Source organism: Novosphingobium sp. NPDC080210, assembly GCF_050281025.1.
In the GTDB taxonomy this organism is placed as follows: domain Bacteria; phylum Pseudomonadota; class Alphaproteobacteria; order Sphingomonadales; family Sphingomonadaceae; genus Novosphingobium.
In genome coordinates, this window is sequence record NZ_JBNNWL010000001.1 from 1,073,237 (window position 1) to 1,087,498 (window position 14,262).

Sequence of the window (14,262 nt, forward strand, 5' to 3'; positions counted from 1 at the left end):
TCGGTCCGTCCGCGGCTATGGAGCGGCCATGCCCGCAACTCCCGCCTGGCCCCCGAAAAGCGCCCCGCGCCTGTTTGTTGAAACTGCGCTGTCGCAAGATGCGGTCGTCGCGCTGGACGGACCGCAGGCGCATTACCTGGCGCGGGTGATGCGCGTCGCGCCGGGCGACGTCGTGATCCTGTGCGACGACGTAACCGGCGAATGGGCCGCCCGCGTGACCGAGGCGGGCAAGCGCGATGTCGTTGTCACGTGCGAGGCCTTGCTACGTTCGCGCGAGCAGGTGCCGGACTTCACCCTTTGCGCCGCCCTGCTGAAAAAGGACCGGTTCGACCTGGTGCTGGAAAAGGCCTGCGAACTGGGCGTGCGCCACATCCAGCCCGTGCTGACCCGCCGCTGCGTGGCGGACAAGCTCAACCTGGAACGCGCCCGCGCGGTCCTGGTCGAAGCGGCAGAGCAATGCGCCCGCACGGCGCTCCCCAGCATAGCCGCTCCGGTCAAGCTGGATGTCTTGCTGAAAGAGTGGGACGCGGCACGGCACCTGTTCTTCGCGGACGAAAACGGTGGAGACAGTACGGCCGCGCAGTTCGCGGCCCATCGCGGTCCCGCCGCGATCCTGACCGGCCCGGAAGGCGGCTTTGACGAGGCGGAGCGCGCCGCGATCCGCGCGCTGCCGCAAGCCCACGCCATCACGCTCGGCCCCCGTATCCTGCGCGGGGAAACCGCCGCGATTGCGGGGACCGCGCTATGGATGGGGACGGTCGGGGACTGGCAGGACTAACCGGCGACCAGAGCGCGCTGCCCCGGTTCGCCCAGCCAGCGCACGGGCACTTTCCACACCTGTTCGATCAGTGCTTCGGTCAGCGCTTCGTGCGGCGGACCGTCTGCGGCCACCATGCCACTATCCAGCACGATCACGCGGTCCGCATGGTTCATCGCTTGCGCGAGATCGTGGAGGACAAGGCAAACCCCTACGCCCTGCGCGGCAAGGGCTCTGAACTGGCCAAGCAGGCCAAGCTGGTGGGCGAGATCGAGGTTGGCGAGCGGTTCGTCGGCCAGAATCCAGCGCGGCTCTCCTGCCAGCACCCGGGCCAACAAAACGCGCGCCTGCTCGCCCCCGGAAAGGCTGGAAAGTGGGCGCTGGCGCAGTCCCTCCAGATCGAGCACGGCCAACGCGGCGTCCACCGCAGCGCGGTCCGCCGCAGCTCCTGCATTCCACGGCAGGCGGCCCAGCGAAACCAGCGTGTAGACGGAAAGGTCCCAAGCCACCTCGCCCTGTTGCGGCAGATAGCCAAGCACCCGCGCCCGTTCGCGCGGGGCAAGCGATGACAGCGCGGCCCCCTCCAGGTTGACCGCGCCCGCTTGCGGGGTCAGCAGTCCGGCCAAGCAGGCCAGCAAGCTGGATTTCCCAGCGCCATTCGGGCCGCAGATCGCGGTGACTTGCCCGGCTTGCAGGGCCACGGAAACACCGTTCAACCGGCGATCCAGCATGAGGTCTTGCGCGGCGAGCATCATGCCAGTCCCTTCCGCATTCGCAGCAACAGCGCGAGGAAGAACGGCGCGCCCAGCAGCGACAAGGCAATGCCCAGCCGCAATTCGCTGGCCAGCGGCAGCACCCGGCACAGGCTGTCGGCCAGCAGCAGCAGCAGCGCCCCGGCCAGGGCGGAAGGCAGGATCAGGCTGGAGGGGCGGCGGTCAGTATAGCGGCGTAGCAAGTGCGGGACGATCAGGCCGACAAAGCCGATGATTCCGGCGGCGGCGACCCCGGCGCCGACCGTCAGGCCAACGCCCGCGATCATCAGCCATTGCAAGCGCCCCGGATCGACGCCCAGCGACCGCGCTGCCGCCTCGCCCAGCGATAGGGCATCCAGCGACTTGCCCGCCAGCATCAGAAAGCCGATCCCGGCCAGGGTCAGCGGGACAGCGAACATCACTTCGCGCCACGACCGGTCGGCCAGCGCGCCCATCAGCCAGGTGACGATCTCGCTCATCGCAAAGGGCGTGGGGGCCAGGCTGATCGCCAGGCTCATCAGCGCTCCCGCCAGGCTGGCGATCATCATACCGGCCAGGGTGAACAGCATGACCGACCCGGTTCGCCCCGCGATCAAGCCCAGTAGTGCCATGGCCGCTCCGGCTCCGACCAGGGCAAAGGCGGGCAAGGCCCAGGCGGTCGCCGCCCAGCCGGTCCAGAAGGTCAGGACCGCGCCCAGCGCCGCGCCGGGGGCAATCCCGAACAGGCCCGGGTCGGCCAGCGGATTGCGCAGATAGCCCTGCATCGCCGCACCCGCCGCACCTAGCCCCGCCCCCAGCGTCACGGCCAGGATCGCGCGCGGCAGGCGCAGGTCCGCGAATATTACCAATGCATTGGCGGGAAGATCGGAGAACGGGTCGAGCCAGACTCTTCCGGCCAGAAGCGACAGCGGCACGGCTACCAGCAAGGCGCCGAGCAGCATGGCGTTGAGGCGGCTCACTTCGGACGCTCCGTGCGGGCGGCCGCCTTCGACAGGCTCAGGCTGAGCGGGGTTTGTGGCAGCAATGCCTTTTCTCCACCCGCTCCGGCTGAGCTTGTCGAAGCCGCGAACGAGCGCCGCACCTCCCCTAGCCGCTCCGCCGCACGGATAATGGTGGGGCCGCCGCACCACAGCAGCGCCGGATCAAGCGTTTCGCGCCGCGTCTGCTTCAGGCCTGCCAGGGCGGGATGGGCGAGCATCCGATCCTCGTTCCCTGCCGCATGACTGGCGGCAAAGATCAGGCGCGGGGGATCGGCCAGGACTTGCTCCAGCGGCAGGACGTCCGCCTGGCCCAGGCCGCGCGCGGCAGCCGCATTGGCAAAGCCGGTGCGGCGCAGCAGGTCGGCAATCAAGGTCCCGTCACCCGGAACGATCCCGCCCGATTGCCAGACCAGCGCCGGAATCGCTGCGCCGCCGGTGGAGCGGTTCGCGGCAAGCGCTGCCTCGATCCGCCGGACCAGCCGCTCGCCGCGCTCGGGATGGCCGGCCAGGGCGGCGAGTTGACGGACCTGCGCCTCGCTCTCGGCCACGGTTGCCGCCATGCCGAATGGCTCGAACCGCAAGCCCAGCCGCGCCATGGCCTGGACCGAGGCGAGCGGCGTGAACGTACTGCCCACCACCAGGTCGGGCCGCAGTGCCAGCACTTCCTCGACTGAGCCGGAAACGGCCTTGAACCGCCGCGCCGTGGCCAGGTCCATCGAACTGGCTTCGGCATCATGGCTATAGCTGGAAATGGCCAGGATCTGCTGCGGATCGGCCACTTCGGCCAGGATCGCGTCGGTGCAAGGGTTCAGGCTGACCACGGTGGGCCGCTGGGTCGGCGGCCCCGCTTCGCGCGCCGGAGCGACAGTGCAGGCTGCCACGGCCAGCAGCAGGAGCGGGGCCAGCCGTCTTACCACTTCACGCGAACCCCGGCATAGGCCGCGCGGCCATAGGTGCCATAGCCGGCCACGGTTTCGTACTGCGCATCGGTCAGGTTCTCGACCCGCCCGTATAGCTCCAGCTTGTCGCCGATGGGCAAGGATGCCCGCAGGGTGACAAGGGCATAGCCGTCCAGCGGAACCAGGTTGGCCTGATCGTCAAAGCTGTCCCCGATCAGCAGCGCGGTCGCGCCAAGGTTCAGGCCCAGCGGCGTGGCCCAGTCGACCGAAAAGCTGCCGCTGTGCTGCGGGCGCAATTGCAGCCGCTTGCCAGTGAAGCTGCCAGAGCGGTTGAACGCATCGGTCAGGGTGTAATTGGCCTCTACCCGCAGCCGGTCGGTCGGCTCGATCCGCATTGCGAATTCCAGCCCTTCGGCATCGACTCGCCCGATATTTTCGGAACGGCCTGCGCTGAAGGAGTAGACGATCAGGTCCGTGGAGCGGCGGTTGAACCAGGTCAGCCCCAGCCGCACCCGGTTGTCCAGCAGGGACTGTTCAATCCCCAGGTCGACATTGCGGGCCGTTTCGGGCTTCAGTTCGGTATTGCCATAGGGCGGCTGGCCCTCGGTCAGGGTCGGGGCCCGGAAGCCCTCGGCATAGGTCGCACGCAGGACGGTCGCCCCGCCGTTCAGCGACCAGGCCAGGTTGCCGCCAAACGTGGTATGCCCGCCATAGGTGCTGTAATCGTCATGCCGCACCCCGCCGGACAGGGTCACGCCCTGAACCGGGCGCAGGCTGAGCTGGACATAGCCGCCGGTCACGTCCGTATCCTGCAATTGCGCCGGATCGCCCTCATAGGAGGTGCTCGAAGCCGTGCTTTCGTGCTCCAGCCCGAAACCCAGCGTGGCCAAGGCGGCCAGGTCATAGGAACTGCGGTATTCGAACCGGTCGATCGTACCGCTTACGACGTAATTGTTATAGCTATAGACCACCGGATCGGTGCCCCGGCGGCGAATGTCGGTGCGGGTGTAGGCTAGGCGGTTCTGCCACTTGCCCTGGGCCAGGGCGAAGTTCAGCCCCGCATAGCCCGCGAACTGGCGGTTGTTGGCGACAGCCAGCGATTCCGCCCCGCCGCTGTAGGCGGAATCGAAATCGACCCGGCTGTCATTGTAATAGCCGCGCAGGTCAATCGAGACGTCCGGCACCAGCTCGGCCTTGATCCGGCCATTGAGCGCCCAGGTGCGGCTGCCGTCCTTTTCGGTGCCTCCGGCCAGGGCGGAAATCCCGTCGGTCCGGTAGAAGGTCCCGCCCAGGCTGGCCTGCACGGGTCCGCTGCCGCCCGACAGGTTGGCGCGGCCCAGGACCGTATCGGCAAAGCCATATTCCAGCGCGCCGCGCGCTTCCAGGTCGCTGGTCGGAAGGGCGGTTTCGATATTGACCACGCCGCCCATGGCCTGGCTGCCCCAGACCACCGAGTTCGGCCCGCGCAGCACTTCGATCCGCTGCGCATTGCCCGCCAGCAGGCTGCCAAAGTCGACCGCCGCATTGGGGCTGGAAGGATCGTTGATCCGCACCCCGTCGATCAGGACCAGGGTCTGCGAACTGTTGCCGCCGCGCAGGAACAGGCTGGTCTGCCCGCCGACCGGACCGCGCTGGGCAATGCTGGCCCCGGGCAGGGTCCGCAGAGCGTCGGTCAGGTTGACCGCCTGCTGCCGCTCAAGGTCTGCCGCCGTCACGATGGTGATCGCCTGGCCGGTCGTGTCGCGCGGCTGGGCAAAGCCGGTGGCAACCACCACGATTTCTGCCGTGTCGCCCGCCTCAGGCTGGGCCTCTGCCTCTTGCGCACAGGCGGGGGCAGCCAGCGATGCAGCACTGGCCAGACACAGATATTTCAAGCTTTTCATTACAATAACTCCACCAATGAACGAACGCCGTTCATGGCGGAGCACCCGCGCCAGATGGCCCAGGTCAACGCTGCATCCCGGTACACCCCGCCCGGCTGCGGAACGACCATCATGGGCAGGTCTCCTGGCTCCCGGATCGATGCTTTGCGTCCGCCTTCCCGGTGCCTTGTTGCCAAGGACGCCAGTGGCATGTGGGACGCATCGCTCCCCAGTCACAGTTGCGGGGGCAGCGGGGGATTTGAACCCCCTTCCCTCTTAGGCCCGGTTTCCCGGGCAACCCGTGATGTGAGGCGACCCTTAAGCCGATAGATGTCGCTGCGCAACGACCTGGATCAAATTACCGGGCCGCCGGGTATGGTAAACGCCTGGCAACCATGGACCCATACGAAGGCTTAGGCGGCGGTTGCTAAAAGGCCTGCCCAAGTCCCCCCGCTTAGAGAATTGCCGCGATGTCCTTCCGCTTTGCCGCCGCCCGCTCCGCCACCACGCCCTTGGTCCGGGGGCGCAGTCTCCTTGCCCGCATGACGGTGGCGAACGACACGGCGGAAGGCGAATTCCACGCCGCCACGCTGCGCGCCGCGCTGGAGCATTTCGCCCGCATGGGCCTCAGCGCCGCAACCGACGCGCGCCACCGCGCCCGCGCCGCGCATTACCGGGGCGACCGTCAGGCCGCGCTCCATTGGCAAGAAATCTGCCGCGCGCTCGATCACCGCATGGGCGCGGCCCTGGCGCTGAACCTGGCGCGGCGCGGCTAGGCGGGTAAGCGCAGTCCAGAGTACGGACCTCGTGCTTGAAGCCAGCAGGACGGAACCCCGCGAGGGCCTGCACCTCAACCCAACAGACAGATAAGGCGGGAAACCTACGCTACGGCAACTGCGCCTTAAGAGCTTCTTGCAATTGCGAACTATTATCACAAAATAGTTGGTCGTACGACCTTTTATCGCCTTGCAATCGCCAGATGGGGGGCCTAGGGCGAGTCCCATTAGCCGGACGCCTGCACCCTGCGGGATGGGATAGGTCGTTCGTGTGCCAGCCGCGATCCCGCAATCAGGGAAGGACGAATTCGCACTATGGCTCGCAAGAAGATTGCGCTCATCGGCGCCGGCATGATCGGCGGCACCCTTGCACACCTCGCTGCCAAGAAGGAACTGGGCGACATCGTCCTGTTCGACATTGCCGAAGGCATGCCCCAGGGCAAGGCGCTGGACCTGGCGCAGTGCGGCCCGATCGAAGGCTTTGACGCCAATATCAAGGGCACCAACGATTACGCCGACATCGCCGGCGCCGACGTGGTGATCGTCACCGCCGGCGTGCCGCGCAAGCCGGGCATGAGCCGCGACGACCTGCTGGGCATCAACCTGGGCGTGATGAAGTCGGTCGGCGAAGGCCTGAAGAAGTATGCGCCCGACGCTTTCGTGATCTGCATCACCAACCCGCTCGACGCGATGGTCTGGGCGCTGCGCGAATTCTCCGGCCTGCCCCACAACAAGGTGGTCGGCATGGCCGGCGTGCTGGACTCGGCCCGCTTCGCCACTTTCCTCGCCTGGGAATTCGGCGTTTCGGTGAAGGACGTGAACGCCTTCGTGCTGGGCGGCCACGGCGACACCATGGTTCCGGTCCTCGAATACTCGACCGTCAGCGGCATTCCCGTCACGGACCTGGTCAAGATGGGCAAGTCGAGCAAGGAACGCCTGGACGAAATCGTGGCCCGCACCCGTTCGGGCGGCGGCGAGATCGTCGGCCTGCTCAAGACCGGTTCGGCCTATTACGCCCCGGCTACCAGCGCCATCGCCATGGCCGAAGCCTATCTGGGCGACCAGAAGCGCATCCTGCCCTGCGCGGTCCATGTTGACGGCAAGTACGGCCTCGACGGCCTCTATGTCGGCGTGCCGGTGGTGATCGGCGCGAACGGCGCGGAAGAAGTCATCGAAATCAACCTCGACGCCGAAGCCAAGCAGAACTTCCAGGTCTCGGTTGACGCGGTCAAGGAACTGCTGGTCGCCTGCAAGGGCATCGAGCCGAGCCTGGCCTGAACCCATTCCCCGGGAGATTTGATATGTCGATCCTGATCAACAAGAACACCAAGGTCATCACGCAAGGGATGACCGGTGCCACCGGCACCTTCCACACCCAGCAGGCGCTGGACTATGGCACCCAGATGGTGGCCGGCGTCACCCCGGGCAAGGGCGGCACCGACCACATCGGCCTGCCCCAGTTCGACACCGTTGCCGAAGCCAAGGCCGCCACTGGCGCGACTGCTTCGTGCATCTACGTTCCGCCTCCGGGTGCGGCTGACGCCATCCTGGAAGCCATCGACGCCCAGATCGAACTGATCGTCTGCATCACCGAAGGCATTCCGGTGCTCGACATGGTTCGCGTCAAGCGCGCCCTGCAAGGCAGCAAGAGCCGCCTGATCGGCCCGAACTGCCCCGGCGTCCTAACCCCGAACGAGTGCAAGATCGGCATCATGCCGGGTTCGATCTTCAAGAAGGGCAGCGTCGGCGTCGTGTCGCGTTCGGGCACCCTGACCTATGAAGCCGTGTTCCAGACCACCAACATCGGCCTGGGTCAGACCACGGCTGTCGGCATCGGCGGCGACCCGGTCAACGGCACCAATTTCATCGACGTGCTGGAACTGTTCCTGGCCGACGATGAAACCAAGTCGATCATCATGATCGGTGAAATCGGCGGCAGCGCCGAAGAAGAAGCCGCCCAGTTCCTCAAGGACGAAGCCAAGCGCGGTCGCAAGAAGCCGATGGTTGGCTTCATCGCCGGCCGCACGGCGCCTCCGGGCCGCCGCATGGGCCACGCCGGGGCAATCGTCTCGGGCGGCCAGGGCGGTGCGGAAGACAAGATCGCGGCAATGGAAGAAGCCGGGATCCGCGTCAGTCCCTCGCCCAGCCTGCTGGGTGAAACCTTGGCCGAAGTGCTCAAGGAACGCGTCTGAGTACAATCCCCTGCCCCCGGCTTCGGCTGGGGGCAACCCTGATGCGGGCAATCGCGCTTTCCTCCCCGGGAGCGCTCAGCCCCCGAAGAATGTGTAGCGAAAGGGCTGCCTGAAATGGGCAACGAGAGCCACGATTTCCTCCCCGACGATCCGCAACCCGGCCCCAGCTGGGCACGGCCCGACTGGCGCACGGCCAGCGACGACCTGACCCAGGCGCTTGACCCGACCCAGATGCAGGTCGCGATCAAGAAGGCCGCGGCCAAGGCCGGCGCGCCGATGGATGCCCGCGCGGTGGAGGAAGCGGCAGCGGATTCGATCCGCGCCATGATGCTGGTGCGCACTTACCGCGTGCGCGGCCACCTGGGCGCCAATCTCGACCCGCTGGGCATCTCGCACCAGAACCTGCCGGCCGACCTGGACCCGGCTTATCACGGCTTTTCGGGCGCGGCGCTGGACCGCAAGGTCTATCTGGGCGGCACCCTGGGCCTGGAATGGGCCACGATCCGCGAACTGGTCGACGTGCTGAAACGCAATTACTGCGGCAAGGTCGGCTACGAATACATGCACATCAACGATGTGGAAGAACGCCGCTTCATCCAGGAACGGATCGAAGGCGGCGACAAGTCGATCGACTTTACCCCCAATGGCAAGAAGGCGATCCTTCAGGCCGTGATCCGGGGCGAGCAGTACGAAAAGTTCCTCGGCAAGAAGTACGTCGGCACCAAGCGCTTTGGCCTGGACGGCGGCGAATCGATGATTCCAGCACTGGAAGCCGTGATCAAGTACGGCGGCCAGCGCGGCGTGCGCGAAATCGTTTACGGCATGGCCCACCGCGGCCGCTTGAACGTGCTCGCCAACGTGATGGCCAAGCCCTACCGCGTGATCTTCCACGAATTTTCGGGCGGCACGGCCAATCCGGAAGACGTGGGCGGTTCGGGCGACGTGAAGTACCACCTGGGCACCAGCACCGACCGTGAATTCGACGGGATCAAGGTGCACATGAGCCTGGTGCCGAACCCGTCGCACCTGGAAACGGTCGATCCGATCGTGCTGGGCAAGACCCGCGCCAACCAGGCGTTCCGTGACGATCTGGGCGAAGGCAAGCACAAGCAGGTCCTGCCGGTCCTGATCCACGGCGACGCGGCCTTTGCCGGCCAGGGCATCGTGTGGGAATGCTTCGGCTTTTCCGGGGTGCGCGGCTACAACACCGGCGGCTGCATCCACTTCATCATCAACAACCAGATCGGCTTTACCACCAGCCCGCAGTTCAGCCGCGGATCACCCTATCCGTCCGACGTGGCCAAGGGCGTCCAGGCGCCGATCCTGCACGTCAACGGCGACGATCCGGAAGCGGTGACCTTCGCGTGCAAGCTGGCGATCGACTATCGCCAGACCTTTGGCCGCGACATCGTGGTAGACATGTGGTGCTATCGCCGCTTCGGCCACAACGAAGGCGACGAGCCGGGCTTTACCCAGCCGCTGATGTACCAGAAAATCCGCCAGCATCCGGGCGTGTCGAAGCTCTATGCCGACCGCCTGGCCAAGGAAGGTGTGATCGACACCAGCTATGCCGGTGAAGTGGAAACGCACTTCGTCGCCACGCTGGAACAGGAATTCGAAGCGGCGAAAAGCTACAAGGCCAACCAGGCGGACTGGTTCGCCGGACGCTGGACCGGCCTGCACGCTCCGGCCGATCCGGAAACCGCGCGCCGCAATATCCCCACCGGGATCGAGCAAAAGCTGTTCGACAGCCTGGGCCGCACCCTGACCACGGTTCCGGATTCGATCCAGATCCACAAGACCCTGGCCCGCGTGCTGGATGCCAAGCGCGAGATGTTCGCCAGCGGGGCCGGGTTCGACTGGGCGACCGGCGAGGCCCTCGCCTATGGTTCACTCCTGTCCGAAGGCTTCAACGTGCGCCTGTCGGGTCAGGATTCGGGCCGCGGCACCTTCAGCCAGCGCCACGCCGTGTGGGTCGACCAGACCGACGAGCACAAGTACATTCCGCTCACGACCGTGCCCCACGGCAAGTTCGAAGTGCACGACAGCCCGCTCAGCGAATATGGCGTGCTTGGCTTCGAATACGGCTATGCCAGCGCCGATCCCAAGACGCTGGTGCTGTGGGAAGCGCAGTTCGGCGACTTCGCCAATGGCGCGCAGATCGTGATCGACCAATACATTGCCGCATCCGAAGCCAAGTGGCTGCGCGCCAATGGCCTGGTGATGCTGCTGCCGCACGGGTACGAAGGCCAGGGTCCGGAACACTCCTCCGCCCGGCTGGAGCGCTATCTCCAGCTTTGCGCGCAGGACAACATGCAGGTGTGCAACATCACCAGCCCGGCCAACTACTTCCACGTGTTGCGCCGACAAATGCACCGTCCGTTCCGCAAGCCGCTGATCATCATGACGCCCAAGTCGCTGCTGCGCCATCCCATGGCCAAGAGCGAGGCGAGCGAGTTCATCGGCGAAGCGCACTTCAAGCGCATCCTGTCGGACCGCAACGGCGCGGCGGACAAGGATACGCGCCGGGTCGTGCTGTGTTCGGGCAAGGTCGCCTATGACCTGATGGAGGCCCGCGACGCCGCCGAACTGAAGGACGTGCAGATCATCCGCCTGGAACAGCTCTATCCCTTCCCGGGTGAGCCACTGGCGCTGCGCTTCTCGAAGATGCCGAACCTGGAAGAGGTCGTCTGGTGCCAGGAAGAGCCGAAGAACAACGGTTCGTGGTTCTTCGTCGAGCCCTTGATCGAGGAAGCCCTGATCGCCGCCAAGTGCAAGGTCACCCGTCCGCGCTATGCCGGCCGCGTCGCCAGCGCTTCGCCCGCGACGGGCCTGGCCAGCCGCCATGTCAGCGAACAGGGCGCCCTGATCAGCCACGCCCTTGGCACTTCCGTTCGTGATGAAATCCGTCGCCGTAAAAAGGCTTGAGGAACAAGAATATGTCCACCGAAGTCAAAGTCCCCACGCTGGGCGAATCCGTTGCCGAAGCCACCATTGGCGAATGGCTGAAGAAGCCGGGTGAAGCCGTCGCGCTGGATGAACCGATCGCCAGCCTGGAAACCGACAAGGTCGCGGTCGAGGTTCCCTCGCCGGTTGCTGGCGTGATGGGTCAGTACATCGCCCAGGTCGGCGATAACGTCGCGGTTGGCGCGGTCATCGCCACGATCGAGGACGGCGTTGCCGCAGCCGGCGCACAGCCGGTTGCCGAACGGACCGAAGCGCCGGTCGCTCCCGCATCGAACTCGGCCCCGCCGCAGAACGTCAGCTCTGCCGCCGCCGATGCCGCCGCCGCGCTGTCACCCGCCGTGCGCCGCGCCGTGCTGGAACACGGGATCGACCCGGCCAGCATCAAGGGTTCGGGCAAGGATGGCCGCATCACCAAGGAAGACGTCCTGGCCGCTGCTGCTGCCAAGACTTCGGCCCCGGCTGCCACCACTGCCGCCCCCGCCGCTGCGGCTCCGGCCGAAACGGGCGAGCGCGGCGAGGAACGCGTCAAGATGACGCGCCTGCGCCAGACCATTGCCAAGCGCCTCAAGAGCGCGCAGGAAACGGCTGCCCTGCTCACCACCTTCAACGACTGCGACATGTCGGCGGTGATGGATGCGCGCAACCGCTACAAGGACGTGTTCGAAAAGAAGCACGGCGTGAAGCTCGGCTTCATGAGCTTCTTTGCCAAGGCAGCCTGCCTGGCGCTGAAGGAATTCCCCGGCGTCAACGCGCAGATCCAGGGCGATGAAATCGTCTACTTCCCCTATGTCGACCTGTCGGTGGCCGTGTCGGCTCCGAACGGCCTGGTCGTTCCGGTCGTCCGCAATGTCGACCAGATGGGCTTTGCCGACATCGAAAAGGCCATCGGCGACCTGGGCAAGCGCGCCAAGGACGGCGCCCTGACCATGGCCGACATGCAGGGCGGCACTTTCACCATCTCCAACGGCGGGATCTTCGGCGGCCTGATGTCGACCCCAATCATCAACCCGCCGCAGAGCGCGGTTCTGGGTCTGCACCGCATCGAAGACCGTCCGGTCGTGCGCGATGGCCAGATCGTGATCCGCCCGATGATGTATCTCGCCCTGTCTTATGACCACCGCCTGATCGACGGGCGCGAGGCCGTGACCGCGCTGAAGATCATCAAGGAAGCGATCGAGGATCCCACCCGTCTGCTGATCGATCTGTAAGTTGCTCTTGCACAGCATCCTTCGACAAGCTCAGGATGAGCGGGCTGCGGGATGCGAACCTTGAATACCAAGTCCGCTCAGGCTGAGCTTGTCGAAGCCTGTCGCAACGGAGGCCAATATGGCTGAATACGATTATGACGTGATCTTCATCGGCGCTGGTCCCGGCGGCTATGTCGGCGCGATCCGCGCGGCGCAGCTTGGCCTCAAGACCGCATGCGTCGAAGCGCGCGAAACGCTGGGCGGAACCTGCCTCAACGTCGGCTGCATTCCGTCCAAGGCGCTGCTGCACGGATCGGAAAAGTTCGAGGAAGCCGCCAATGGCACCCTTTCCCGCTATGGCGTAAAGCTGGGCAAGGTAGAGCTGGACCTCGCCGCGCTGCAAGCGGACAAGGCCGACGCGGTCAAGGGCCTGACCCAGGGCATTGAATACCTGTTCAAGAAGAACAAGGTCGATTGGCTCAAGGGCTATGGCGCGTTCAAGGATGCCCATACCGTGACCGTTGCGGGCAAGGACTACACGGCGAAGGAAGTGGTGATTGCCACCGGTTCCAGCGTTACCCCGCTGCCCGGCGTGGAAGTCGATAACGACCAGGGCGTGATCGTGGACAGCACCGGCGCGCTCGCGCTGGACCGCGTGCCCGAACACCTGGTGGTGATCGGCGGCGGCGTGATCGGCCTGGAAATGGGCTCGGTCTGGCGCCGCCTGGGTGCCAAGGTCACCGTGGTCGAGTTCCTCGATCAGCTGCTGCCTGGCATGGATGGCGACATCCGCAAGGAAGCCGGCAAGATCTTCAAGAAGCAGGGCATGGAGCTGAAGCTGGGCACCAAGGTGACCGGCGCGGTGGTCAAGGGCAAGAAGGCCACCCTCACCCTGGAACCGGCCAAGGGCGGGGACAGCGAAACGCTGGAAGCCGATTGCGTGCTGGTGGCCATCGGCCGCCGCCCCAACGTGGCGGGCCTGAACATCGAGGCGATCGGGCTGGAACTGAACGCGCGCGGCCAGATCGAAACCGGGCATGATTTCCGCACCTCGGTCGATGGCGTCCGCGCCATCGGCGACGTGATCCCCGGCCCGATGCTGGCCCACAAGGCCGAGGACGAGGGCATTGCCGTGGCCGAATACATCGCCACCGGCGTCGGCATCGTCAACCATGCGGTGATCCCGGGCGTGGTCTATACCACGCCGGAATTCGCCGGGGTTGGCCTGACCGAAGAGCAGGCGAAGGAACAGGGCGAGATCAAGGTCGGCAAGTTCCCGATGATGGCCAACAGCCGCGCCAAGACCAACCACGAGCCGGACGGTTTCGTGAAGGTCATCGCCGATGCCAAGACCGACAAGGTCCTGGGCGTGTGGTGCATCGCCACCGTCGCCGGAACGATGATCGCCGAGGCTGCCCTGGCGATGGAATTCGGCGCTACGTCGGAAGACATCGCCTATACCTGCCATGCCCACCCGACCCATTCCGAAGCGGTCAAGGAAGCGGCCATGGCGGTTGTCGGCAAGCCGATCCACATCTGATATCAAACGTACAGCTTCGTCATCCCGGCGCAGGCCGGACCCAGCAGCCAAGAAAGCCCGTCGCATTGCGATGACTTTCGTTTATTGAGGTCTGGGTCCCGGCCTGCGCCGGGATGACGCGATTTTTTAAGGATACCCCAAATGGCCGATGTCACCCTGACTTTCAGCACCGACGAGATCGAAATGCTGGTCGATGCGCTGGAAGTGGACCTCGAAGGCTATGCCGAAGCGGCCAAGGAAGCGCGGATGAACAACAACCGCGAAGACATCGTCACCTTCTCCGAAGCAGCAACGCGCATCCAGGTCCTGCTGGACAAGCTGCGCGAGCACATCGAGGATTAAGCCCGCAG

At 65.7% G+C, this 14,262-nt stretch carries 12 protein-coding genes and 1 riboswitch; of the genes, 8 read left to right on the forward strand and 4 right to left on the reverse strand.

Going from position 1 to position 14,262, the window contains the following annotated elements:
* The first annotated feature begins 28 nt into the window (after positions 1-28).
* Positions 29-778, forward strand: a complete 750-nt coding sequence (locus ACQKOE_RS05180; RefSeq protein WP_427511833.1) for a 16S rRNA (uracil(1498)-N(3))-methyltransferase — start codon at positions 29-31, stop codon at positions 776-778.
* On the opposite strand, the gene ACQKOE_RS05185 is transcribed toward ACQKOE_RS05180, so the two are convergent.
* Genes ACQKOE_RS05185 through ACQKOE_RS05200 form a run of 4 tightly spaced genes read right to left on the reverse strand, consistent with a single transcriptional unit; the run spans position 775 to position 5,271 of the window.
* Entirely contained in the window at positions 775-1,512 is a 738-nt protein-coding gene (locus ACQKOE_RS05185; RefSeq protein WP_427511834.1) for an ABC transporter ATP-binding protein, read from the reverse strand. The two genes, ACQKOE_RS05180 and ACQKOE_RS05185, sit on opposite strands and share 4 nt — an antisense overlap.
* Positions 1,509-2,450, reverse strand: coding sequence for a FecCD family ABC transporter permease (locus ACQKOE_RS05190; RefSeq protein ID WP_427511958.1), 942 nt, complete (start codon positions 2,448-2,450; stop codon positions 1,509-1,511). The genes ACQKOE_RS05185 and ACQKOE_RS05190 overlap by 4 nt, the downstream gene beginning before the upstream one ends.
* 14 nt (positions 2,451-2,464) lie before the next feature.
* On the reverse strand, positions 2,465-3,406 hold the full coding sequence (locus ACQKOE_RS05195; protein WP_427511835.1) for an ABC transporter substrate-binding protein: 942 nt from the start codon (positions 3,404-3,406) through the stop codon (positions 2,465-2,467).
* A complete protein-coding gene (locus ACQKOE_RS05200) occupies positions 3,400-5,271 on the reverse strand; it encodes a TonB-dependent receptor plug domain-containing protein (RefSeq protein ID WP_427511836.1) in 1,872 nt (623 codons plus the stop codon). The genes ACQKOE_RS05195 and ACQKOE_RS05200 overlap by 7 nt, the downstream gene beginning before the upstream one ends.
* Before the next feature lie 97 nt (positions 5,272-5,368).
* Positions 5,369-5,568, reverse strand: a riboswitch (cobalamin riboswitch).
* Between the two features lie 152 nt (positions 5,569-5,720).
* Here ACQKOE_RS05200 and ACQKOE_RS05205 point away from each other — a divergent pair.
* The 7 genes from ACQKOE_RS05205 (at position 5,721) to ACQKOE_RS05235 (ending at position 14,254) form a co-directional block, all read left to right on the forward strand.
* The gene (locus ACQKOE_RS05205; RefSeq protein ID WP_427511837.1) at positions 5,721-6,026 is read left to right on the forward strand and encodes a hypothetical protein; all 306 of its coding nucleotides are present in this window, start codon (positions 5,721-5,723) and stop codon (positions 6,024-6,026) included.
* 315 nt (positions 6,027-6,341) lie between these two features.
* The gene (gene mdh / locus ACQKOE_RS05210) at positions 6,342-7,304 is read left to right on the forward strand and encodes a malate dehydrogenase (protein WP_427511838.1); all 963 of its coding nucleotides are present in this window, start codon (positions 6,342-6,344) and stop codon (positions 7,302-7,304) included.
* A 23-nt stretch (positions 7,305-7,327) separates the two neighbouring features.
* Positions 7,328-8,218, forward strand: coding sequence for a succinate--CoA ligase subunit alpha (sucD, locus tag ACQKOE_RS05215; RefSeq protein ID WP_374590197.1), 891 nt, complete (start codon positions 7,328-7,330; stop codon positions 8,216-8,218).
* Between the two features lie 114 nt (positions 8,219-8,332).
* On the forward strand, positions 8,333-11,146 hold the full coding sequence (locus ACQKOE_RS05220) for a 2-oxoglutarate dehydrogenase E1 component (protein ID WP_374590195.1): 2,814 nt from the start codon (positions 8,333-8,335) through the stop codon (positions 11,144-11,146).
* An 11-nt stretch (positions 11,147-11,157) separates the two neighbouring features.
* Complete coding sequence (gene odhB, locus ACQKOE_RS05225) at positions 11,158-12,393, forward strand: 2-oxoglutarate dehydrogenase complex dihydrolipoyllysine-residue succinyltransferase (protein ID WP_374590193.1); 1,236 nt, start codon at positions 11,158-11,160, stop codon at positions 12,391-12,393.
* A gap of 118 nt (positions 12,394-12,511) precedes the next feature.
* Positions 12,512-13,912, forward strand: a complete 1,401-nt coding sequence (lpdA, locus tag ACQKOE_RS05230; protein WP_374590191.1) for a dihydrolipoyl dehydrogenase — start codon at positions 12,512-12,514, stop codon at positions 13,910-13,912.
* 141 nt (positions 13,913-14,053) lie between these two features.
* A complete protein-coding gene (locus ACQKOE_RS05235; protein ID WP_427511839.1) occupies positions 14,054-14,254 on the forward strand; it encodes a hypothetical protein in 201 nt (66 codons plus the stop codon).
* Positions 14,255-14,262: the final 8 nt, after the last annotated feature.

Coding starts and splice junctions, on each gene's coding strand:
- ACQKOE_RS05180 (WP_427511833.1), top strand. CDS start 29: ATGCCCGCAACTCCCGCCTGGCCCCCGAAAAGCGCCCCGCGCCTGTTT.
- ACQKOE_RS05185 (WP_427511834.1), bottom strand. CDS start 1,512: ATGATGCTCGCCGCGCAAGACCTCATGCTGGATCGCCGGTTGAACGGT.
- ACQKOE_RS05190 (WP_427511958.1), bottom strand. CDS start 2,450: ATGCTGCTCGGCGCCTTGCTGGTAGCCGTGCCGCTGTCGCTTCTGGCC.
- ACQKOE_RS05200 (WP_427511836.1), bottom strand. CDS start 5,271: ATGAAAAGCTTGAAATATCTGTGTCTGGCCAGTGCTGCATCGCTGGCT.
- ACQKOE_RS05205 (WP_427511837.1), top strand. CDS start 5,721: ATGTCCTTCCGCTTTGCCGCCGCCCGCTCCGCCACCACGCCCTTGGTC.
- mdh (WP_427511838.1), top strand. CDS start 6,342: ATGGCTCGCAAGAAGATTGCGCTCATCGGCGCCGGCATGATCGGCGGC.
- sucD (WP_374590197.1), top strand. CDS start 7,328: ATGTCGATCCTGATCAACAAGAACACCAAGGTCATCACGCAAGGGATG.
- ACQKOE_RS05220 (WP_374590195.1), top strand. CDS start 8,333: ATGGGCAACGAGAGCCACGATTTCCTCCCCGACGATCCGCAACCCGGC.
- odhB (WP_374590193.1), top strand. CDS start 11,158: ATGTCCACCGAAGTCAAAGTCCCCACGCTGGGCGAATCCGTTGCCGAA.
- lpdA (WP_374590191.1), top strand. CDS start 12,512: ATGGCTGAATACGATTATGACGTGATCTTCATCGGCGCTGGTCCCGGC.
- ACQKOE_RS05235 (WP_427511839.1), top strand. CDS start 14,054: ATGGCCGATGTCACCCTGACTTTCAGCACCGACGAGATCGAAATGCTG.